The organism is Streptomyces sp. NPDC052301 (assembly GCF_044593395.1).
Taxonomy (GTDB): domain Bacteria; phylum Actinomycetota; class Actinomycetes; order Streptomycetales; family Streptomycetaceae; genus Streptomyces.
Map to the genome: position 1 here is coordinate 458,564 of NZ_JBIUBE010000005.1, position 21,427 is coordinate 479,990.

Annotated in this window: 19 protein-coding genes and 1 tRNA gene; 15 read left to right on the forward strand and 5 right to left on the reverse strand. The window is 69.9% G+C overall.

The genetic code is table 11. From position 1 onward, the window contains the following. Positions 1 to 101: 101 nt before the first annotated feature. The 4 genes from desA to ACIHEJ_RS16540 are packed head-to-tail and all read left to right on the forward strand — an operon-like array spanning position 102 to position 5,113. A complete protein-coding gene (desA, locus tag ACIHEJ_RS16525; RefSeq protein WP_400135587.1) occupies positions 102 to 1,544 on the forward strand; it encodes a lysine decarboxylase DesA in 1,443 nt (480 codons plus the stop codon). After that, positions 1,528 to 2,805, forward strand: coding sequence for a lysine N(6)-hydroxylase/L-ornithine N(5)-oxygenase family protein (locus ACIHEJ_RS16530; RefSeq protein WP_400135589.1), 1,278 nt, complete (start codon positions 1,528 to 1,530; stop codon positions 2,803 to 2,805). Before desA ends, ACIHEJ_RS16530 begins: the two co-directional genes overlap by 17 nt. Continuing rightward, complete coding sequence (locus tag ACIHEJ_RS16535; RefSeq protein WP_400135591.1) at positions 2,802 to 3,347, forward strand: GNAT family N-acetyltransferase; 546 nt, start codon at positions 2,802 to 2,804, stop codon at positions 3,345 to 3,347. Before ACIHEJ_RS16530 ends, ACIHEJ_RS16535 begins: the two co-directional genes overlap by 4 nt. Further along, positions 3,344 to 5,113 (forward strand): IucA/IucC family protein, encoded by a 1,770-nt coding sequence (locus ACIHEJ_RS16540; protein ID WP_400135592.1) that lies wholly within the window; start codon positions 3,344 to 3,346, stop codon positions 5,111 to 5,113. The genes ACIHEJ_RS16535 and ACIHEJ_RS16540 overlap by 4 nt, the downstream gene beginning before the upstream one ends. Before the next feature lie 79 nt (positions 5,114 to 5,192). Here ACIHEJ_RS16540 and ACIHEJ_RS16545 read toward each other — a convergent pair whose 3' ends face one another. Further along, positions 5,193 to 6,794, reverse strand: a complete 1,602-nt coding sequence (locus ACIHEJ_RS16545; protein WP_400135593.1) for a beta-N-acetylhexosaminidase — start codon at positions 6,792 to 6,794, stop codon at positions 5,193 to 5,195. A 129-nt stretch (positions 6,795 to 6,923) separates the two neighbouring features. On the opposite strand from ACIHEJ_RS16545, the gene ACIHEJ_RS16550 reads away from it, so the two are divergent. After that, a complete protein-coding gene (locus tag ACIHEJ_RS16550; RefSeq protein WP_400135595.1) occupies positions 6,924 to 7,802 on the forward strand; it encodes a DUF4429 domain-containing protein in 879 nt (292 codons plus the stop codon). A 32-nt stretch (positions 7,803 to 7,834) separates the two neighbouring features. Here the strand turns inward: ACIHEJ_RS16550 and ACIHEJ_RS16555 are convergent, their stop codons facing one another. After that, positions 7,835 to 9,400 carry a fibronectin type III domain-containing protein gene (locus tag ACIHEJ_RS16555; RefSeq protein WP_400135597.1) on the reverse strand — a complete coding sequence of 522 codons (1,566 nt, stop codon included), beginning with the start codon at positions 9,398 to 9,400 and terminating at the stop codon, positions 7,835 to 7,837. A gap of 165 nt (positions 9,401 to 9,565) precedes the next feature. Here ACIHEJ_RS16555 and ACIHEJ_RS16560 point away from each other — a divergent pair, with 165 nt between their 5' ends. Then, positions 9,566 to 9,823 carry a hypothetical protein gene (locus ACIHEJ_RS16560; RefSeq protein ID WP_400135599.1) on the forward strand — a complete coding sequence of 86 codons (258 nt, stop codon included), beginning with the start codon at positions 9,566 to 9,568 and terminating at the stop codon, positions 9,821 to 9,823. Between the two features lie 39 nt (positions 9,824 to 9,862). Next, positions 9,863 to 11,680 carry a glutamine--fructose-6-phosphate transaminase (isomerizing) gene (gene glmS / locus ACIHEJ_RS16565; RefSeq protein ID WP_400135601.1) on the forward strand — a complete coding sequence of 606 codons (1,818 nt, stop codon included), beginning with the start codon at positions 9,863 to 9,865 and terminating at the stop codon, positions 11,678 to 11,680. 76 nt (positions 11,681 to 11,756) lie between these two features. On the opposite strand, the gene ACIHEJ_RS16570 is transcribed toward glmS, so the two are convergent. Together ACIHEJ_RS16570 and ACIHEJ_RS16575 are read right to left on the reverse strand one after the other, a co-directional pair. Beyond that, positions 11,757 to 12,317: a GPR1/FUN34/YaaH family transporter gene (locus tag ACIHEJ_RS16570; RefSeq protein WP_400135603.1), complete on the reverse strand. Its 561-nt coding sequence runs from the start codon at positions 12,315 to 12,317 to the stop codon at positions 11,757 to 11,759. 124 nt (positions 12,318 to 12,441) lie between these two features. After that, entirely contained in the window at positions 12,442 to 12,969 is a 528-nt protein-coding gene (locus ACIHEJ_RS16575) for a universal stress protein (protein ID WP_400135605.1), read from the reverse strand. Positions 12,970 to 13,283: 314 nt separating this feature from the next. Between ACIHEJ_RS16575 and ACIHEJ_RS16580 the strand changes: the two genes are divergently transcribed. The 5 genes from ACIHEJ_RS16580 (at position 13,284) to ACIHEJ_RS16600 (ending at position 16,619) form a co-directional block, all read left to right on the forward strand. After that, positions 13,284 to 13,541, forward strand: coding sequence for a hypothetical protein (locus ACIHEJ_RS16580; RefSeq protein ID WP_400135607.1), 258 nt, complete (start codon positions 13,284 to 13,286; stop codon positions 13,539 to 13,541). A gap of 379 nt (positions 13,542 to 13,920) precedes the next feature. Then, positions 13,921 to 15,141, forward strand: a complete 1,221-nt coding sequence (locus ACIHEJ_RS16585; protein ID WP_400135609.1) for a helix-turn-helix domain-containing protein — start codon at positions 13,921 to 13,923, stop codon at positions 15,139 to 15,141. Positions 15,142 to 15,258: 117 nt separating this feature from the next. Then, positions 15,259 to 15,861, forward strand: a complete 603-nt coding sequence (gene orn, locus ACIHEJ_RS16590; protein WP_400135611.1) for an oligoribonuclease — start codon at positions 15,259 to 15,261, stop codon at positions 15,859 to 15,861. Positions 15,862 to 15,988: 127 nt separating this feature from the next. Continuing rightward, positions 15,989 to 16,061, forward strand: a tRNA-His gene (locus ACIHEJ_RS16595). Between the two features lie 315 nt (positions 16,062 to 16,376). After that, the gene (locus ACIHEJ_RS16600) at positions 16,377 to 16,619 is read left to right on the forward strand and encodes a hypothetical protein (protein WP_400135613.1); all 243 of its coding nucleotides are present in this window, start codon (positions 16,377 to 16,379) and stop codon (positions 16,617 to 16,619) included. Between the two features lie 122 nt (positions 16,620 to 16,741). Here the strand turns inward: ACIHEJ_RS16600 and ACIHEJ_RS16605 are convergent, their stop codons facing one another. Continuing rightward, positions 16,742 to 17,797, reverse strand: a complete 1,056-nt coding sequence (locus ACIHEJ_RS16605; RefSeq protein WP_400135614.1) for a LacI family DNA-binding transcriptional regulator — start codon at positions 17,795 to 17,797, stop codon at positions 16,742 to 16,744. A 312-nt stretch (positions 17,798 to 18,109) separates the two neighbouring features. Here ACIHEJ_RS16605 and ACIHEJ_RS16610 point away from each other — a divergent pair, with 312 nt between their 5' ends. From ACIHEJ_RS16610 to ACIHEJ_RS16620, 3 genes are read left to right on the forward strand one after another with little or no spacing between them, the layout of a single operon-like run. Next, entirely contained in the window at positions 18,110 to 19,438 is a 1,329-nt protein-coding gene (locus ACIHEJ_RS16610) for an ABC transporter substrate-binding protein (protein WP_400135615.1), read from the forward strand. Then, positions 19,435 to 20,460 carry a carbohydrate ABC transporter permease gene (locus tag ACIHEJ_RS16615; protein WP_400135616.1) on the forward strand — a complete coding sequence of 342 codons (1,026 nt, stop codon included), beginning with the start codon at positions 19,435 to 19,437 and terminating at the stop codon, positions 20,458 to 20,460. The genes ACIHEJ_RS16610 and ACIHEJ_RS16615 overlap by 4 nt, the downstream gene beginning before the upstream one ends. Further along, positions 20,457 to 21,347: a carbohydrate ABC transporter permease gene (locus tag ACIHEJ_RS16620; RefSeq protein ID WP_400135617.1), complete on the forward strand. Its 891-nt coding sequence runs from the start codon at positions 20,457 to 20,459 to the stop codon at positions 21,345 to 21,347. The genes ACIHEJ_RS16615 and ACIHEJ_RS16620 overlap by 4 nt, the downstream gene beginning before the upstream one ends. The last annotated feature ends 80 nt before the right edge of the window (positions 21,348 to 21,427 follow it).

Consider the following 21,427-nt stretch of genomic DNA (forward strand, 5'->3'; position numbering starts at 1 on the left):
CGAGCGACGGCCGTCATGGGCGAGTCATGCCCTGATCCAGAAAACTTAGGTTAGGCTAACCTAAGTTCAGCCTACGGACTGTCCCCTCGGAGGACCCCCACATGCGCTCGCACCTGCTCAATGGCCTCACCGCGGAGCACTACCGCCGCTCCGTGTCCGAAGGAGTCGAGCGGGTGGCCGCCAAACTCGCCACCACCGAAAGTCCGTTCACCGGCGTCACCGTCGACGCCCTCACTTCCCGCATCGACGCGATCGACCTGGACCGGCCACTGGGCGACACCGCCGCCGTCCTGGACGAGCTGGAGGACGTGTACCTCCGGGACGCGGTCTACTTCCACCACCCCCGCTACCTCGCCCACCTCAACTGCCCGGTCGTCATCCCGGCGGTGCTCGGCGAGACCGTGCTGTCCGCGGTCAACTCCTCCCTGGACACCTGGGACCAGTCGGCCGGCGGCACCCTCATCGAGCGCAGGCTCGTCGACTGGACGGCCCGGCGGATCGGCCTCGGTCCCGCCGCCGACGGCGTGTTCACCTCGGGCGGCACCCAGTCCAACCTCCAGGCGCTGCTGCTCGCCCGCGAAGAGGCCAAGAGCGAGGACCTCGCCACGCTGCGCATCTTCGCCTCCGAGGTCAGCCACTTCAGCGTGCAGAAGTCCGCCAAACTCCTCGGGCTGGGGCAGGACGCCGTCGTCCCCGTCCCCGTCGACCACGACAAGCGGCTGCAGACCGTCGCCCTCGCCCACGAGCTGGAGCGCTGCCGGCGCGAGGGCCTGGTGCCGATGGCCGTCGTCGCCACCGCCGGGACCACCGACTTCGGCTCCATCGACCCGCTCCCGGAGATCGCCGAGCTGTGCGCCCAGTACGGCGTGTGGATGCACGTGGACGCGGCCTACGGCTGTGGACTGCTCGCCTCCCTCAAGTACCGGGACCGCCTGACCGGCATCGAACGCGCCGACTCCGTCACGGTCGACTACCACAAGGCCTTCTTCCAGCCGGTGAGTTCCTCCGCCGTCCTGGTGCGGGACGCGTCCACCCTGCGGCACGCCACCTACCACGCGGAGTACCTCAACCCGCGCCGCATGGTGCAGGAACGTATCCCCAACCAGGTCGACAAGTCCCTGCAGACCACTCGCCGCTTCGACGCGCTCAAACTGTGGCTGACCCTGCGCGTGATGGGCGCCGACGGCATCGGTCAGCTCTTCGACGAGGTCTGCGACCTGGCGGCAGAGGGCTGGAGGCTGCTCGCCACCGACCCCCGCTACGACGTCGTCGTGGAACCCACCCTGTCCACCCTCGTCTTCCGCTACGTCCCGGCGGCCGTCACCGACCCGGCCGAGATCGACCGTGCCAACCTCTACGCCCGCAAGGCCCTGTTCGCCTCCGGTGACGCGGTGGTCGCGGGCACCGAGGTGGCCGGCCGCCACTACCTGAAGTTCACCCTGCTCAACCCCGAGACCACGCCGACCGACATCGCCGCCGTGCTCGACCTGATCGCCGGCCACGCCGAGCAGTACCTGGGAGAGTCCCTTGACCGCGCTTCCTGAAGCCCCCGAGACGACCTACGACTTCGTGGGGATCGGGCTCGGCCCCTTCAACCTCGGCCTCGCCTGCCTCACCGAGCCCATCGCCGAACTCGACGGCGTCTTCCTGGAGTCCAAGCCGGACTTCGAGTGGCACGCCGGGATGTTCCTGGACGGCGCCCACCTGCAGACCCCGTTCATGTCGGACCTGGTCACCCTGGCCGACCCGACCTCGCCGTACTCCTTCCTCAACTATCTGAAGGAGAAGGGCAGACTGTACTCGTTCTACATCCGCGAGAACTTCTACCCGCTGCGGGTCGAGTACGACGACTACTGCCGCTGGGCGGCGAACAAGCTGAGCAGCGTCCGCTTCGGCACCACGGTCACCGAGGTGACGTACGAGGACGGGTGCTACGTCGTGCGCACGCAGACCGGCGACACCTACCGCGCCCGGCACCTGGTCCTCGGCACCGGCACCCCGCCGCACGTCCCGGACGCCTGCCGGGACCTGGGCGGCGACTTCCTCCACAACTCCCGCTACGTGCACCACAGGGCGGAGCTGCAGCGCAAGAAGTCCATCACCCTGGTCGGCAGCGGCCAGTCGGCGGCCGAGATCTACTACGACCTGCTCGGCGAGATCGACGTCCACGGCTACCAGCTGAACTGGGTCACCCGCTCCCCCCGCTTCTTCCCGCTCGAGTACACCAAGCTCACGCTGGAGATGACGTCCCCGGAGTACGTCGACTACTACCGCGACCTCCCCGAGGCCACCCGCTACCGGCTGACCACCGAGCAGAAAGGCCTGTTCAAGGGCATCGACGGCGACCTGATCAACGAGATCTTCGACCTGCTCTACCAGAAGAACCTCGCCGGCCCGGTCCCGACCCGCCTGCTGACCAACTCCTCGCTGAACGGTGCGCGGTACGCGGACGGCACGTACACCCTCTCCTTCCGTCAGGAGGAGCAGGAGAAGGACTACGAGCTGACCAGCGAGGGCCTGATCCTCGCCACCGGCTACCGGTACGCCGAGCCGGACTTCCTGACGCCCGTCAAGGACCGGCTGCGCTACGACTCCCGGGGCAACTTCGACATCGCCCGCAACTACGCCATCGACATCACCGGCCGGGGCGTCTTCCTGCAGAACGCCGGCGTCCACACGCACAGCATCACCAGCCCCGACCTGGGCATGGGCGCCTACCGGAACGCGTACATCATCCGCGAGCTGCTCGGGACGGAGTACTACCCGGTCGAGAAGAGCATCGCCTTCCAGGAGTTCGCAGCATGAACGGCACCGACATGACCTTCACCTTCCGTCCCGTCGACCCGCTGAAGGACGGCCGGCTCCTGCACTCCTGGGTCACCCATCCCAAAGCGTCCTTCTGGATGATGCAGGACGCCGGGCCGGAGGAGGTCGAGCGGGCGTACACGGAGATCGCGGCGGACGAGCACCACCACGCGCTGCTCGGCCTGCGCGCCGGCGAACCCGCCTTCCTCATGGAGCGGTACGACCCCGCGCACCGGGAGCTGGTCGGGCTGTACGAGGCGCAGCCCGGGGACATCGGCATGCACTTCCTCACCCCGCCGACCGGCACGCCCGTCCGCGGCTTCACCCGGGCCGTCATCACCGCGGTGATGGTCCACCTCTTCGAGGACCCGGCGGTGGAGCGGGTCGTGGTCGAACCCGACGTCCGCAACACGGCCGTGCACGCCCTGAACGAGGCGGTCGGCTTCGTGCCCGCGCGGGAGATCCGGACGCCGGAGAAGACGGCGCTGCTGAGCTTCTGCACGCGCGAGCGGTTCGTCGCGGCGACGGGGGTGGCCGCATGAGCCTCGCCGACGCCGTGGCCCACCTCTCCCCCGAGCGCTGGGCGACCGCCGACCGCCTGCTGATACGCAAGGCCCTCGCCGAGTTCGCGCACGAGCGCCTGATCACGCCCGAGCAGGAGGAAGACGGGTACGTCGTCCGCAGCGACGACGAGCTGACCTCCTACCGCTTCCGTGCCGTCCGGCGCGCCCTCGACCACTGGGAGGTCGACGCCGGAAGCATCACGCGTCACCGGGACGGCACCGAACTCCCGCTGTCCGCCCTGGACTTCATTCTCGACCTGAAGAACTCCCTCGGTCTGAGCGACGAGGTCCTGCCGGTCTACCTGGAGGAGATCTCCTCCACCCTCTCCGGGATCTGCCACAACCTCACCAAGCCCCGCACCACCTCCGCGGAGCTGGCGGGCAGCGGCTTCCAGGAGATCGAGACCGGGATGACCGAGGGCCACCCCTGCTTCGTCGCCAACAACGGGCGGCTCGGATTCGGCGTCCACGAGTACCTGTCGTACGCCCCGGAGACCGCGAGCCCCGTCCGGCTGGTGTGGCTGGCCGCGCACCGGTCCAGGGCCGCGTTCACGGCCGGGGTCGGGATCGAGTACGAGGCCTTCCTGCGGGAGGAGCTGGGCGAGGGGACGCTGGCCCGGTTCCGCGCGACCCTCACCGACCAGGGCCTGGACCCCGCCGACTACCTCCTCGTCCCCGTCCACCCCTGGCAGTGGTGGAACAAGCTCACGGTCACCTTCGCCGCCGAGGTGGCCCGCCGGCACCTGGTCTGCCTCGGCGAGGGCGACGACGAGTACCTGGCCCAGCAGTCCATCCGGACCTTCTTCAACACCAGCCACCCGCACAAGCACTACGTGAAGACCGCCCTGTCGGTCCTCAACATGGGCTTCATGCGGGGCCTGTCGGCCGCCTACATGGAGGCGACTCCGGCGATCAACGACTGGCTGGCCCAGCTGATCGACGACGACCCGGTGCTGAAGTCCACGGGCCTGACGATCATCCGGGAGCGGGCGGCCGTGGGCTACCGGCACCTGGAGTACGAGCGGGCCACCGACCGCCACTCGCCGTACCGCAAGATGCTGGCCGCGCTGTGGCGGGAGAGTCCGGTGCCCTCGCTGAGGGACGGCGAGTCGCTCGCCACCATGGCCTCCCTGCTGCACCTGGACCACACCGGCGCCTCCTTCGCGGGCGCCCTGATCGAACGGTCCGGGCTGCCCCCCGCCGCATGGCTCCGGCGCTACCTGCGGGCGTACTACACCCCTCTGCTGCACAGCTTCTACGCCTACGACCTGGTCTTCATGCCGCACGGCGAGAACGTGATCCTGGTGCTGAAGGACGGGGTGGTGGAGCGGGCGGTCTACAAGGACATCGCCGAGGAGATCGCGGTGCTGGACCCGGACGCGGTGCTGCCGCCGGAGGTCCGGCGCATCCGCGTGGAAGTCCCCGAGGACCAGAAGCTGCTGTCCCTCTTCACGGACGTCTTCGACTGCTTCTTCCGCTTCCTCGCGGCGCATCTGGCCCGCGAGGGAATCCTGGAGGAGGACGCCTTCTGGCGCACGGTCGCGGAGGTCACCCGCGAGTACCAGGAGGCGACCCCCGAACTGGCCGACAGGTTCGCCCGGTACGACATGTTCGTCCCCCGCTTCGCCCTGTCCTGCCTCAACCGCCTCCAACTCCGCGACAACCGCCGGATGGTGGACCTCACCGACCCGTCGGGCGCCCTCCAGCTGGTCGGCGACCTCGAGAACCCGATCGCCGGCTTCTGACCGGCGAGAACGCCAGGACCGGCCGGACACGGACGGGCACCCCGGAGGACGGTCCTCCGGGGTGCCCGTCCCGGTGTGGTCAGTGCGTCGGCCAGGGGACCTGGGGGGACTTGTAGTAGTGGATGCCCAGGGCGTCCCAGCGGGGGGCCTGGCCGGCCAGGCGGTTCTTGTAGGCCGTCCAGTCGTGCGTGGTCTGCGGGGACCAGGCCAGTTCGGCCGCGCCGGGCAGGCGCGGGAACGCCATGTACTCGATGTCGGCGGACGTCTTCAGGGTCTCCGACCAGAGCGGGGCCTCGACGCCCCTGACGGCCGGGGCCGGTGCGCCGGCGAGGTAGGCGCCGGGGTTCCAGTCGTACGACCGCTGCACCTCGACCGTGCCGGCCCAGGTCGTGCCCAGCTTGGTGTTCTTCGTGTACTTCATGTCCAGGTAGAGCCGGTCCGCCGGGGACAGGATCAGGCCCGTGCCGTTCCGGGCGGCCTGCGCGACCTGCGCCTTCTCGGTGGCGCTGGTGCCGTCCAGGCCCCAGTACTGGGCGAGGGCGCCCTTCGCGGGGTGGGCGCCGGTGAGCTGGTGCCAGCCGATGACCGTCTTGCCGTACCGGGCGACGATCGGCTGGACCCGGTCCATGAACGTCACGTAGTCGGCGTGGCTGGTGGAGTGCGCCTCGTCGCCGCCGATGTGCAGGTAGCGGCCGGGGGTGAGGGCGGCCAGCTCCCGGATCACGTCGTCGGCGAAGTCGTAGGTGACCTTCTTCGGCACGCACAGCGAGCTGAAGCCGACCTGCGTGCCCGTGTACAGCGGGGGTGCCACGCCGTCGCAGTTGAGCTGGGCGTAGGAGGACAGGGCCGCGTTGGTGTGGCCGGGCATGTCGATCTCGGGGACGACCTCCAGGTAGCGGGAGGCCGCGTACCGGACGATCTCCTGGTACTGCGCCTTGGTGTAGTAGCCGCCCTTGCCGCCGCCGACCTCGGTGGAGCCGCCGTGGGTGGCCAGGCGCGGCCAGGAGTCGACGGCGATGCGCCAGCCCTGGTCGTCGCTGAGGTGCAGATGCAGCTCGTTGATCTTGTAGAGGGCGATCTGGTCGATGTAGCGCTCGACCTGGGCGACGGTGAAGAAGTGCCGGGAGACGTCCAGCATGGCGCCCCGGTAGGCGTAGCGGGGGCGGTCCTCGATGGTGCCGCCGGCGATCTGCCAGGGGCCCTGCTGGACGGTCTTCTTCTCCACGGCCGCCGGGAGCAGCTGGCGCAGGGTCTGGACGCCGTGGAAGAGGCCGGCGGGGGCGCTCGCGGTGATCGTGACGCCGTCGGCGGAGCTGTCCAGCCGGTAGCCCTCGGCGCCGAAGTCGCCCTTGGCGAGGTGGAGGCGGATGCCGCCGGTGCCACTGTCGGTGAGCGGTACCGGGTAGCCGGTGGAGGGGCGGAGGACGGCGGTGAGGTACGCGCCGATGCGGCGGACCTCACCGGAGTGGTCGACGTGGACGCCGGTGGTGCGGGTGAGGGTGTACGGCGTGCCGCCCGGCTGGACCGAGGCGGGCGCCGGGACCACCTGGTCCAGCGGGGTCGGTGCGGTGGCGTGGGCCGCGGGGGCGGCGCCGAGGGTGAAGACGCCGGCCGCCGCGACGAGCAGCAGTGAACCGAGGAGGCGGGGCGTTCGAGGAGTCGTGCCGTGGTGCCGTCTCACAAGCACTCCCTTCGGACGGGTTCGAGCACGGGATGTGAGTGACCGTCGGATGTGTCGGCCGTTCAGGTGCGCCGACCGTCGGACGTGGTCGAGACCACTCTCCCGCAGATCCGGTGAAACAATCCCCGCATGGCGGAAATCATCCAGAAGGACGGCACCTGGACCTTCGACGGCGAGACCCTCCGGCTCACTCCGGGCCGGGACAAGAACGTGCACCTGCTCCGCCGCGAGCTGGGCGAACTCGTCGTGCCGCTGGGGGCGTTGGCCGGTGTCTCCTTCGAGCAGGGGAAGCGGGCGGGGCGGCTCAGGCTGCGGCTGCGGGACGGCGCCGATCCGCTGCTGCAGGCCACGGGCGGCCGGCTCGCCGAGGCGAACGACCCGTATCAGCTGACGGTGGAGTCCGAGCGGTACGGCGTCGCCGAGTACCTCGCGGACGAGGTGCGCAACGCGCTGCTGCTGGACGAGGTGTCACCGGAACCGGTCGACGGGTATCTGCTGCCGGGCCCGTCGCTGCCGGTGTCCGCGTCGGCCGGGGACGGCACGGCGAGCTTCGACGGGGAGCGGGTGCGGCTGGAGTGGAACTGGAAGACGGAGGACGCCAAGGCCGCCACCGGCCCCCGCACGATCCCGCTCTCGGACGTCGTCGGCGTGCAGTGGCAGCCGGCGGCCGGGCTGGAGAACGGGCATCTGCGGTTCCTGGTGCGCGGGGCGCCGGTCACGGCTCCGCCCAAGTACGACCCGAACGCGGTCGAGCTGTGGGGGTTCAAGAAGGACCCGCTGATGGCCCTGGTGGCCGCCGCCGTGCAGGCGCGGCTGCCGCACCCCGCCGCGGCCGGGCGGGATGCGGTGCCGGAAGCGGCGGGGCTCACGAAGGAGCCGGAGCCGGCCGGGGACGGCCATGACGCGCTGCTGCGGCGCCTGCGGGAGCTGGGCGAGCTGCACCGTGACGGGGTGCTGACGGCGGAGGAGTTCACCCTGGCCAAACAGGCGGTCCTCAGGCGCATGTAGCGCGCGAGGACCGCCCGCTCGGGCGACCGGGGCTACTTCGCCGTGCGGGAGACGGTGAAGTGGTCGATGCGGTCGCCCGTCTCGGCGATGCCCGACACCTTCAGCGTGGCCTGGCGGCCCTTCGGCGCGGGCTGGACGTCCACGCGGAGGAACGAGTAGTTGAGGTAGCGCACCCGGGACCAGGCGACGGTCTCGTCGACCTTGCCGTCCTTGGTGTTGATGAAGGACGCGACCGAGTCCACCTCGTGCTCGTTGCCCTCGTAGGAGTCGGGGGCGCTGAACGCGTAGAGGCTGCGGCCCGCCGCGCCGGCGGTGACGTACACCACACCCTCGGTCTCGGGGTAGGCGGTGCCGCCGATCGGGAGCTTCTTGGTGACCTTGCCGTCCTTGATGACGTCGGTGCGCTCGTACTGGTGGTTGTGGCCGTTGATGACCAGGTCCACCTGGTACTTCTCGAACAGCGGCACCCACTCCTGGCGCACACCCCCCTCCGAGGCGTGCGCCCTGGAGGTGCAGTAGGCGCAGTGGTGGAAGAAGATGACGACGAAGTCGACGTCCTTGGAGGCGCGGTACTTCTTCAGCTGGGTTTCCAGCCACTTCGTCTGGGTTCCGCCAGAGATGCCCAGGTTTGCCGGGATCTCGAAGGAGATGTCGTTGGCGTCGAGCGAGATGACCGCCGTGTTGCCGTGGACGAAGGAGTAGACCCCCGGCAGGTTCTTGGCGTCCGGTCCGTTGTCGGGCAGCGTCCAGCGGGCTTCCTCGCCGCCGTAGCCGTTGGGCGAGTACCAGGCCTCCATGTCGTGGTTGCCGTAGGACGGCATCCACGGGACCTGCTTGGCGACCGACTCGGTCTGGTGGAGGAACTGGTCCCAGGTGCGCGAGTCGAAGCCGGTGTCGGTGGACTTGCCCTGGCCGGCCGGGTCGCCGTAGGCGATGTCACCGGCGTGCAGGTGGAAGGCCGGGTTCTGGCCGAGGATCAGCGCGTTGTTGGCCAGGCCGTGGTAGCCGACACCCTCGTCACCGAAGGCGGTGAAGGTGAACGGCGCCTTGTGCGCGGGAGCGGTGGTGAAGGTGCCCACGGTACCCAGCAGGTGCGGCTCGGCCGGGTCGAAGCCCTGGTGGCCGACGCCGTAGTAGTAGGTCCTGCCCGGGCGCAGGTGGGTGAGCCTGGCGTGCAGGTAGTACTGGGTGTGGTCGCCGCTCGCGCCGACACCGGCCGGGGTGTAGAGGGTGCGGACCTCGGCCTCGATCTTGCGGGAGAGGTCCCAGGGGTGGGCGCCGATGCGGATGAACGGCTTCTTCACGGCGACCGGCACCTGCCAGGAGACGGTCATCTCCGTGCGCGGGTCGTTGCCGAAGGCGAGGTGGCGGCCGAAGGGGGCCACGAGCGCGCCGTCGACCGACTCGGCGGCGGGGGCGGTGCGCTGCGTCGGCACGGCGGCCTGTGCGGTGGCGCCCGTCACGAACGCGCCACCCGTGACGGCGCCCAGGGTGACGGCGCCGCCTCTGATCATGGTGCGCCGGGAGAATCTGGCGCGCAGGTACTCGTGCTGCTCGGCCATGCTCATCCGCGCGGCCAGCTTCTCCGGTACTCCCATACGAGGAATGTCCATGGCGTCCGAAACTCGCGGGTCCGGGCAACGAGACGCAGGACACAAGATGGACGGCTTGCGAACAGAGATCCAAAAGCCCTGCGAAAGGGATCTGCCCGAAATCGGGCATGATTCTTGCGAAACCGGCGCCGGTACCTCAGGATCTACCGGGTGCACGACGAACTGGTTGATCATCTGACGCGATCCACGCCCCTGAGCCGGGGCGAGGCGCTGCGGGTGGTCCAGGACGTGCTCGCCTATTTCGACGAGACGACGCAGGACTTCGTCCGTCGCCGCCACCGCGAACTCCAGACCCAGGGCCTGGTGAACGCGGAGATCTTCGAACGGATCGAGGCGGATCTGAGATACCGGGCGGTGGCGCCGCCGGAGCTGACGCTCAGGCAGCTGCGCCGCATGGTCTACGGCTGAGAAGCTACGGCACGACGCCAGACTGAGAGATACCTATATATGTGCGGAATTGTCGGATACATCGGGAAGCGTGACGTCGCCCCTCTCCTCCTGGAGGGCCTGCAGCGGCTGGAGTACCGCGGCTACGACTCCGCGGGCATCGTCGTCACATCCCCGAAGGCGCCCGGTCTGAAGATGGTCAAGGCCAAGGGCCGGGTGCGGGACCTGGAGGCCAAGGTCCCGGCGCGCTTCAAGGGCACCACCGGTATCGCCCACACCCGCTGGGCCACCCACGGCGCCCCCTCCGACGTGAACGCCCACCCGCACATGTCGGCCGACGGCAAGGTCGCCGTCGTCCACAACGGCATCATCGACAACGCGACCGACCTGCGCCGCAAGCTCGAGGCGGACGGTGTCGAGTTCCTCTCCGAGACGGACACCGAGGTCCTCACCCACCTCATCGCCCGCTCCACCGCCGAGAAGCTGGAGGACAAGGTCCGCCAGGCGGTGCGTGTGATCGAGGGCACCTACGGCATCGCCGTCCTGCACGCCGACTTCCCGGACCGCATCGTGGTGGCCCGCAACGGCTCCCCGGTCGTCCTCGGCATCGGCGAGAAGGAGATGTTCGTCGCCTCCGACATCGCCGCCCTGGTCATGCACACCCGTCAGATAGTGACGCTGGACGACGGCGAGATGGCCACGCTCAAGGCCGACGACTTCCGCACCTACACCACCGAGGGCACGCGCACCACCGCCGAGCCCACGACGGTGGAGTGGGAGGCCGAGTCGTACGACATGGGCGGCCACGACACCTACATGCACAAGGAGATCTTCGAGCAGGCCGACGCCGTGGACCGCGTGCTGCGCGGCCGGATCGACGACCGCTTCTCCACCGTGCACCTCGGCGGCCTCAACCTGGACGCCCGCGAGGCCCGGCAGATCCGCCGCGTGAAGATCCTCGGCTGCGGCACCTCGTACCACGCGGGCATGATCGGCGCCCAGATGATCGAGGAGCTGGCCCGCATCCCCGCCGACGCCGAGCCGGCCTCCGAGTTCCGCTACCGCAACGCGGTGGTCGACCCCGACACCCTCTACGTGGCCGTCTCCCAGTCCGGTGAGACGTACGACGTGCTCGCCGCCGTCCAGGAGCTGAAGCGCAAGGGTGCCCGGGTCTTCGGTGTCGTCAACGTGGTCGGCTCGGCGATCGCCCGCGAGGCGGACGCCGGCATCTACGTGCACGCCGGGCCCGAGGTCTGCGTGGTGTCGACCAAGTGCTTCACCAACATGACGGTCGCCTTCGCGCTGCTCGCCCTGCACCTCGGCCGCACCCGCGACCTCTCGGTCCGCGACGGCAAGCGGATCATCGAGGGCCTGCGCAAGCTGCCCGAGCAGATCACCGAGATCCTCAAGCAGGAGGAGCAGATCAAGGAGCTGGCCGAGCTGTACGCCGACGCCCGCTCGATGCTCTTCATCGGCCGCGTCCGGGGCTACCCGGTGGCCCGTGAGGCCTCCCTGAAGCTCAAGGAGGTCTCGTACATCCACGCCGAGGCCTACCCCGCCTCCGAGCTCAAGCACGGCCCGCTGGCCCTGATCGAGCCGGCCCTGCCGACGGTCGCGATCGTCCCCGACGATGACCTGCTGGAGAAGAACCGCGCGGCCCTGGAGGAGATCAAGGCCCGCGAGGGCAAGATCATGGCGGTGGCCCACCAGCCCCAGGAGAAGGCGGACCAGACCATCGTCGTCCCGAAGAACGAGGACGAGCTGGACCCGATCCTCATGGGCATCCCGCTCCAGCTGCTGGCGTACCACACGGCGAAGGCTCTCGGCCGGGACATCGACAAGCCGCGCAACCTCGCCAAGTCGGTGACGGTGGAGTAGGCGCCCCGCACGACGAAGAAGGGACCCCCGCGTGTGCCACCTGAACACGCGGGGGTCCCTTCCGTGCCGCTCGGTTTCAGCCGGTGGCCGTCACCCCCCGGCCCGCGGCACGCCGAGGAAGGACCGTCGGCCAGTGCGCGACCGCCGCCGTCGCCGCGTACCAGGCCACCGCACCGGAGGCGACGGCCACCCAGCCGCCGGCCTTGGTCAGGACGGAGCTGTCCGCGAACTGCGCGACGGCCAGCACGAGCATCGCCAGGAACAGCAGCCCGTGCACGGCCTGGCCGAGGGTGTCCCCGCCGGCGAGGGTGAGCGTGAGCGCCACGAGGGCGAACAGCAGCAGGAAGAGTCCGGCCGCGTGAGCCGAGCCGTGTCCCGACACGGCCCAGGTGAACCACAGCGCGCCGAGGGCCACGAAGCCCGTACCGGAGACGCTGTCACGGTCCCGGAGCGCCAACAGGCCGACGAGGAACAGGGCGACTCCGCCCACGTAGTGAGCCAGTGTCACGGCGTCCGACGTGCTCACACCGTCGATGACACCGGTCGTACCGAGCCCGAACGCCAACAGGGTGATTCCCAGGGCGAGTCGGCCCACAACGGAAGTGCTTCCGCTTCCCGCAGAGACGTCGTTGTCCACGGCGGGCTCCCTTCTTGCTGTGCAGTTGCGCGGTGACCGGTATATGCCCTTCACAAGGGCACAAACCACCTCTACGCGTGAGTAGTTTCGCGCTGCACAAAGGGAGTTGACGAAGCGTGAGGCTCTACGGAATGACGATCACGGGCCGCTTCGCCCGCTTGGCCAGCCGTCCCGCGACGGAGCCGAAGATCCGGCCGACGAGGCCGTGCGTCGAGCCGACGACGATCGCGTCCGCCTCGTACTCCCGCCCCACCTCTTCGAGTTCGTGGCAGATGTCCCCGCCCCGCTCGACCAGGATCCACGGCACCTCGGACAGATAGTCCGCACAGGCCAGTTCCAGCCCGAGGACCTCGGTGCGGTGGTCCGGCACGTCGACGAAGACGGGCGGCTCGCAGCCGGCCCACACCGTGGTCGGCAGCCGGTTGGCGACATGGACGATGATCAGGCCGGAGTGGGAACGGTGAGCCATGCCGATCGCGTAGGCGAGGGCGCGCTCACTGGAGGTGGAGCCGTCGAAGCCGACGACGACTCCGTGCCGGAAGGCGGGGTCGCAGGAAGGGCGTGACTCTTCCGCCGCCAGGGGATCGGCCGCCGTGGGATCGGCGACCGGCCGCTTGCGGTCCGCGGGTTCGAAGAATTCGTGACCGGCCATGACTGTCTCGGCGTTGTGATCCTTTATGGATGGGACGACAGTGTGCGGCGGAGCTGTGTCCGGGAAACATCTTCCCAAGCCCATACCCTCAAGGGTACGGCGGCACGCCTCCTGAGCCCAGATCCCGCGCACGCTCCGTGAGCGGCCCCCCGACGTCCGTAGAGGGTTCACCGGAGCATGCACGAGCCGCGCCCGTAACGCAATGGTTGCTGCCCCGTACAGGCGGTTTGCACAGCATTCACCGACGCACGGACGGTGACCGACCCGTCGAACGCGCGTTGTACCCGGCGAGTCACCGCCACAGGGAGTACGAGATGCCCGCACCGCGAACCACCTCCGAGCCGCGCCGCGCGCCGGACACGGCGAGCGATGTGATCCGCTGGTCCGCGTTCAGCTGCCTGCTCGTCCCCGTGGTGCTGGTCTGGTACGGCACCTCGCTGGCCGGCGCGGCGGGCGCCGCGCTGGGCCTGGCCGCCGTCACCGCCGTCTGCCGGGTTCTGCTGCGCCGCTCCGAGCGTTGCGCGACGCAGAGAGGCGGACGTCACACCCGGGGACAGACACCGGGCGACTGACCTGTTTCCGTACCCTCGAACGCTTCTTTTCAGCCAACTTCTGGATATCGGCCAGGAGGGCCCCCGACCACCCCCCAACCCCCGTTCCACCTGCACGGAAAGGGTCTACGGGCCGCTGCGCACCCTACGCGGTTCGGCCACCGCGACAAGGCGCACTTCCCTGCACCCCCCACGAGTGCAACGCTTCGTGATCGAATGCTTCACGCCAAGTTGTCATGTCGACAATGTCCGGCGTGTCGAACCGGCCACCGTGAGACCGCGGTAGCCAGTAGATTCGATCTTGACTGTCTTTACGGCGGGGGACTCGTGCAGGACCGAGGGGAAACGTGCAGGAGCGACACAACCGAGGAGCCGCGACCACCGAGGGGGGCTTAGCAGTATGAGCCACGACTCCACTGCCGCGCCGGATGCCGCGGCCCGGAAACTGTCCGGGCGACGCCGCAAGGAGATCGTCGCGGTGCTGCTGTTCAGCGGCGGCCCCATCTTCGAGAGTTCCATTCCGCTGTCGGTGTTCGGGATCGACCGCCAGGACGCCGGGGTGCCGCGCTACCGACTGCTGGTGTGCGCCGGCGAGGAAGGCCCGCTGCGGACCACAGGGGGCCTGGAACTCACCGCACCGCATGGACTGGAGGCGATCTCGCGCGCCGGGACGGTCGTCGTACCGGCCTGGCGCTCGATCACCTCGCCGCCACCGGAGGAGGCGCTCGACGCGTTGCGTCGGGCACATGAGGAGGGCGCCCGCATCGTCGGGCTGTGCACGGGCGCGTTCGTGCTCGCGGCAGCCGGCCTGCTGGACGGCCGCCCGGCGACCACCCACTGGATGTACGCGCCGACGCTGGCCAAGCGCTATCCGTCGGTGCACGTCGATCCACGGGAGCTGTTCGTCGACGACGGCGACGTGCTGACCAGCGCGGGCACGGCCGCCGGGATCGACCTCTGTCTCCACATCGTGCGCACGGACCACGGCAACGAGGCGGCCGGCGCGCTCGCCCGGCGCCTGGTGGTCCCGCCGCGCCGCAGTGGCGGTCAGGAGCGCTATCTCGACAGGTCTTTACCAGAGGAGATCGGCGCCGACCCGCTTGCCGAGGTCGTCGCCTGGGCGCTGGAACACCTCCACGAGCAGTTCGACGTGGAGACCCTGGCGGCACGCGCCTACATGAGCCGCCGCACGTTCGACCGCCGGTTCCGCTCGCTCACCGGCAGCGCGCCGCTGCAGTGGCTGATCACCCAGCGGGTGCTGCAGGCGCAGCGGCTGCTGGAGACGTCGGACTACTCGGTGGACGAGGTGGCGGGCCGGTGCGGGTTCCGCTCACCGGTCGCGCTGCGCGGGCACTTCCGGCGCCAGCTCGGCTCGTCGCCGGCCGCGTACCGGGCCGCCTACCGGGCCCGCCGGCCGCAGGGCGACAGGCCGGGTGAGGCGGAGGCGCCGGTGGGCGTCTCCGGCCAGCCGGGTCCGCCCCCGGGGCTGCCGGGTCCCGGGCCGGTGGGACACGCGCCCGCCGTGCTGCACTCGGACCGGGACAGCGGGGTGCCGATGCAGAGCCGTCGCCAGGCGGCCGGCGCGGTGGGCCTGCTGCCCGGGCCGCGCAGCGGCAGCTGAGCAAGCCCTGCCAGGGGGGCGGAGCAGGACTCCGCCCCCCTGTGCCGTGCTCCCGCACCCACAAGGTCACTGCACACCCGGGTCCGGTGCACGGCGGCGCGCCGTAAGGTGAGACACATGAACGATCGCATGGTGTGGATCGACTGCGAGATGACCGGCCTCTCGCTGTCCGACGACGCGCTCATCGAGGTGGCCGCCCTCGTCACCGACTCCGAGCTGAACGTACTCGGCGAGGGGGTGGACATCGTCGTCCGCCCGCCGGACTCGGCGCTCGAGACGATGCCGGAGGTGGTGCGTCAGATGCACACCGCGTCCGGGCTGCTCGCGGAGCTCCCGAACGGTACGACGCTGAAGGACGCCGAGGAGCAGGTCCTCGCGTATGTGAAGGAGTACGTGAAGGAGCCCGGCAAGGCCCCGCTGTGCGGCAACTCCGTCGGCACCGACCGCGGCTTCCTGCTGCGGGACATGCCGACCCTGGAGGACTACCTGCACTACCGGATCGTGGACGTCTCCTCGATCAAGGAGCTGGCCCGCCGCTGGTACCCGAGGGCGTACTTCAACAGCCCGGAGAAGAACGGCAACCACCGGGCCCTCGCCGACATCCGCGAGTCGATCGCCGAGCTGCGCTACTACCGCGAGGCGATCTTCGTGCCGCAGCCCGGCCCGGACTCCGAGACCGCGAAGACGATCGCCGCCAAGCACGTGCTGCCCGCGCGGTAGGGCGCGCGGCGGGGTTCACCGGGTCCGCTCGGGGCGCGCGCGAAAACCTGTGCGCGAGCACCCCTTCGGACCCTGTAGACTTCTTCTCGGCCGGTCGGGGAAACGACAAGTTCCAGAGCCGGTCGTGGTGGGTGTAGCTCAGCTGGCAGAGCACCTGGTTGTGGTCCAGGATGTCGCGGGTTCAAGTCCCGTCACTCACCCTGAGTGATCAGCCGGTGACTCCGTCGCAAGACGGGTCACCGGCTGATTCGTTTTCGCCGCCGGTCCGCCCCGCAGCGGCACCTCCGCCACCGGCAGCGCCGGGACGAGCGTGCGCTGCTGTTCGGCATGGACGAGGACGTGGAACAGGCACTGGTCGCGGCCGTCCGCGACGGGCTCCCGGCACTCCGCTCATCCAGGCCCTGCGCGACCACCTGCTGGGGGAGCGGGCGTTCAAGCCCGAGTACGACGAGCAGATCGCCGCCTTCCAGCGGCTGGTCACCAGCACGCCGGCGCTCGTGGAGTACCACCGGCGCATGTGGATGCGGCACGAACGCGCCCTGGCCGAGGCGATCGCCGTCGACGCGGGCGCCCCCGCCGGCGACCCGGCCTGCGCGGCCCTGGCCCATCTGACCCCGGAGTCCCGCGCCCTCGGCGCCACGGCCCCCGACCGCTTCGCCGCCGTCGACGCGGCCTTCGACCTGCTGGAGCGGGGCTGGACGGCGGTCCACGGCCGCGCAGGGACGCCCCTCATCACCCCGGCACGGTCATCGCCGTGATCGCGCAGCCCCACGCCATGAACCTGGCGGACCGGCCGCTCGTCTCCGGCAGGCGCTGAGCGTGCTCCTCTCCGAGGCCGGACCGCCGGACCCTCCTCCCCCGCCCCCGCGCGCGGACCGCTTCACGTCGACGCCCGCGTCACCAGCTCCGTGGGCAGCACCGCGTGCCGTCGCTCCAGGCCCCGGGACACCGCAGGGCGGCGGTCGGCAATCTCCGCAAGGAGGAGGTCGATCATCGCCCGGCCCATCTCCTCGATGGGCTGGCGGACGCTGGTGAGCGGGGGGTCCATGTGGCGGGCGATGGCCGAGTCGTCGTAGCCGATCAGCGCCACGTCGTCCGGGATGCGGCGGCCCGCCTCGCGCAGCACCTGGCGGGCACCGGCCGCCATCACGTCCGACCCGGCGAAGACCGCGTCCAGGTCGGGGTGCCGCTCCAGCAGCACGGACATGGCCCGCCGGCCGCCCTCCTCGGTGAAGTCACCGGCTTCGACGAGGCCTTCGTCCACGGTCCGGCCCGCGGCGCGCAGGGCGGCGCGGTAGCCGTCGACGCGGCGCTGGGCGCCGTAGACGTCGAGGCGGCCGGTGATGTGCGCGATACGGCTGCGGCCCCGGGCCAGCAGGTGCTCCACCGCCGAGCGGCCACCGCCGTAGTTGTCGGAGTCGACCGAGGCGAGCGTCTCCCCGGCCGAGCGCGGGCCGCTGATCACGGCCGGGATCTCCAGCTGGGCCAGGAGATCGGGCAGCGGGTCGTCGGCGTGGACCGAGACCAGCAGCACGCCGTCCACCCGGTGGGCCGCGAGGTACTGGGCGAGGCGCTGCCGCTCACGGTCGCTGCCCGCGAATATCAGCAGCAACTGCATCTCGGTGTCGGAGAGTTCGCCGCCGACTCCGCGCAGCATGTCCGAGAAGTAGGGCTCCGCGAAGAACCGGGTCTCCGGCTCGGGGACGACGAGGGCGATGGCGTCGGTGCGGTTCGCCGCGAGGGCGCGGGCCGCCGTGTTGGGGACGTAGCCGAGCTCGGCGACCGCCGCCTCGACCGCGGCGCGGGTGGCGTCACTGACCCGGGGCGAGCCGTTGATCACCCGCGAGACCGTGCCCCGGCCGACCCCGGCCCGGGCGGCGACCTCCTCGAGCGTGGGCCGCCCCCCGCTCCGGCTCCGCGCTCCGTGGCTTGCCATCGGCTCCGCCTCCCTCGACACCAAATCCGGCTGGCTGGAATCTAACAGTCCTGGCCAGAGCAACGGGTGGCTCTGGGCTTCCGGCAGCGGCCGGCTAACGCTCGGATAACCGAACGCATCACTGCGCGTCCGCTCCCTTGACACCCCGCGCCGAACCGACGACTCTTCAACACGTCACTTGTGGGAGCGCTCCCACAGTACCTCACACATACATGTCCCGCACGTTCCCCGCCCGAGCCGCAGCGAGTACGAACGGGCCCAATTCCATGCAGTTGGCCGGGGGGTCGGCACGTCAGGCAACAGGAGGACGCAATGCGCACGAGCATCCGCCGGTCCCAGCGGCTGATGGCCCTCGCGGCCGTCGCCGCCCTGACCACGGGGCTGCTGGCCGGCTGCGCCAAGGACTCGGACGACGGCTCGTCGGACAGCTCCGGTGGCAACGGCAGCGGCAAGGGCAAGACCACGCTGACCATCGGCACCTTCGGCGTCTTCGGCTACAAGCAGGCCGGCCTCTACGACGAGTACATGAAGCTCCATCCGGACATCACCATCAAGGAGAACGTCACCACGCGGACCGACGTGTACTGGCCGAAGGTGCTCACCCGCCTCCAGGCCGGCTCCGGCACGGACGACATCGAGGCCATCGAGATCGGCAACATCACCGAGGCCGTGCAGACCCAGGCCGACAAGTTCGTGGACCTCGGCAAGGAGGTCGACAAGTCGCAGTGGCTGGACTGGAAGCTCGCGCAGGCCACCACCAAGGACGGCAAACTCATCGGGCTCGGCACCGACACCGGGCCGATGGCCATCTGCTACCGCAAGGACCTGTTCCAGAAGGCCGGGCTGCCCACCGACCGGACCAAGCTCGCCGAGATGTGGAAGGGCGACTGGAGCAAGTACGTCGACGTCGGCAAGCAGTACATGAAGAAGGCGCCCAAGGGCACCAAGTTCGTGGACTCGGCCTCCTCCGTCTACAACGCGGCGGTGGGCGGCGCGAGCGAGCGGTACTACGACAAGGACGGCAACGTCGTCTGGGACAGGTCCGACGGCGTGAAGAAGGCCTGGGACGCCGCCATGAGCGTCGCGACCAGCGACATGTCGGCGAAGCTGAAGCAGTTCGACCCGACCTGGGACCAGGGCTTCGCCAACGCCACCTTCGCCTCCGTCGCCTGCCCGGCCTGGATGATCGGCTACATCGAGCAGAAGTCCGGTGACTCCGGCAAGGGCAAGTGGGACGTGGCGGCGGCCCCGGCGGCGTCCAACTGGGGCGGCTCCTTCCTCGGCGTGCCGACCGCGACCAAGCACCAGAAGGAGGCCGTCGCGCTGGCGAAGTGGCTGACCGCGCCCGAGCAGCAGGCGAAGGTCTTCGCCAAGCAGGCCAGCTTCCCGTCCACCCCGTCGGTGTACGCGAGCCTGAAGCCGCAGGCCGACACCACGGCGTACTTCTCGAACGCCCCGCTCACCCAGATCTTCTCCGACTCGGCGAAGACCATCCCCTCGCAGCCCCTCGGCCCGAAGGACAAGCCGATCGACAACGCCATCAGCGACGTCGGCATCCTCCAGGTCGAGCAGAAGGGCAAGTCGCCCGAGCAGGGCTGGGACGCCGCGAAGAACGAGATCAAGGACGTGCTCGGCCAGTGACCAGCTCCAAAGAGGCTCTCGCGCACCCCGCGGCGAGCGCCGACGCCGCGCCCGGCACCCCGCCGGGCGCGGCCCGGGGCGCTCACGGTCGCGGTGCGCCGGCGGGCGCCGACTCCTGGCGCAGCCGGCTCTACCGCTGGGACATGAAGGCGTCGCCGTACGCGTTCGTCTCTCCCTTCTTCCTGCTGTTCGGGGCCTTCACCCTGGTCCCGCTGCTGTACACAGCCTGGTACTCGCTGCACACCGTGCAGCTGTCCTCGCTGGACCACCAGACCTGGGCGGGCCTGGACAACTACAAGAACCTGTGGACGTCGGACTTCTTCTGGAACGCCCTGAAGAACACCCTGAGCATCGGGGTCATCTCGACCGTTCCGCAACTGCTCGCGGCCATCGGCCTCGCCCACCTGCTGAACTACAAGCTGCGCGGTTCGACCGTGTGGCGGGTGGTGATGCTGACCCCGTACGCCACCTCGGTGGCCGCGGCGACCCTGGTGTTCACGCTGCTGTACTCGTGGGACGGCGGCATGGTCAACTGGATCCTGCACTTCCTCGGGATCGGCCCGGTCAACTGGCGTGAGTCCGACTGGGGTTCGCAGTTCGCGGTGTCGTCCATCGTGATCTGGCGGTGGACCGGGTACAACGCGCTGATCTATCTGGCCGCGATGCAGGCGATCCCGACGGACCTGTACGAGTCGGCGGCGATCGACGGCGCCAACCGCTGGCAGCAGTTCCGGCACGTCACCATCCCGCAGCTGCGGCCGACGATCCTGTTCACGGTGGTCGTCTCCACCATCGGCGCGACCCAGCTGTTCGGTGAACCGCTGCTGTTCGGCGGGGTCAGCGGCTCCAAGGGCGGCTCCGAGCACCAGTACCAGACGCTCGGTCTGTACATGTACGACCAGGGCTGGATCATCGGCAACCTCGGCAAGGCGTCCGCGATCGCCTGGTCGATGTTCCTGCTCCTGCTGATCATCGCCGCGGTCAACCTGCTGCTCACCCGACGGCTGAGGAAGTCCCAATGACGACCAGTGAACTGACCCTTTCGGCGACCGCGGGCAAGGAGCGCCGGCGCCGGGTACTGGGCGCGGGCAAGCAGCTGCACGCGGGTCCGGTGACGTATGTCGTGCTGACCGTCTTCGCCCTGGTGTCGCTGGCTCCGCTGGTGTGGACGGCGATCGCGGCCTCGCGCACCGACCGGCGCCTGGCCGAGACCCCGCCGCCACTGTGGTTCGGCGGCAACCTGTTCGAGAACCTGCAGACCGCCTGGGACCAGGCCGGGCTCGGCACCGCGATGTTCAACTCGGTGATCGTGGCGGGCACGATCACGATCAGCACGGTGCTGTTCTCCACGCTGGCCGGGTTCGCCTTCGCCAAGCTGCGGTTCCGGTTCTCCGGCCTGCTGTTGCTGCTGACCATCGGCACGATGATGATCCCGCCGCAACTGGCCGTCGTCCCCCTGTACCTGTGGATGTCGGACCTCGGCTGGTCCAACCAGCTGCAGACGGTGATCCTGCCGAGCCTGGTGACCGCGTTCGGCACGTTCTTCATGCGCCAGTACCTGGTGCAGGCGCTGCCGACGGAGCTGATCGAGGCGGCCCGGGTGGACGGGGCGAGCAGCCTGCGGGTCATCTGGCACGTGGTCTTCCCGGCGGCGCGTCCGGCGATGGCCGTGCTGGGCCTGCTGACGTTCGTGTTCGCCTGGAACGACTTCCTGTGGCCCATCATCGCCCTGAACCAGCAGAACCCGACCGTGCAGGTGGCGCTGAACTCGCTCGGCACCGGCTACGTCCCGGACCAGGCGGTGATCATGGCGGGCGCGCTGCTCGGCACCCTGCCGCTGCTGCTGGCGTTCCTGCTGTTCGGCAAGCAGATCGTGGGCGGGATCATGCAGGGCGCGGTCAAGGGCTGACCCGCCGCTCCCGCCAGGGGCCGGGCCACCCCCGCTCCGGCCCCTCTCTCCTCAGCCCTCCCTCTCCCTTCTCCTCCCCT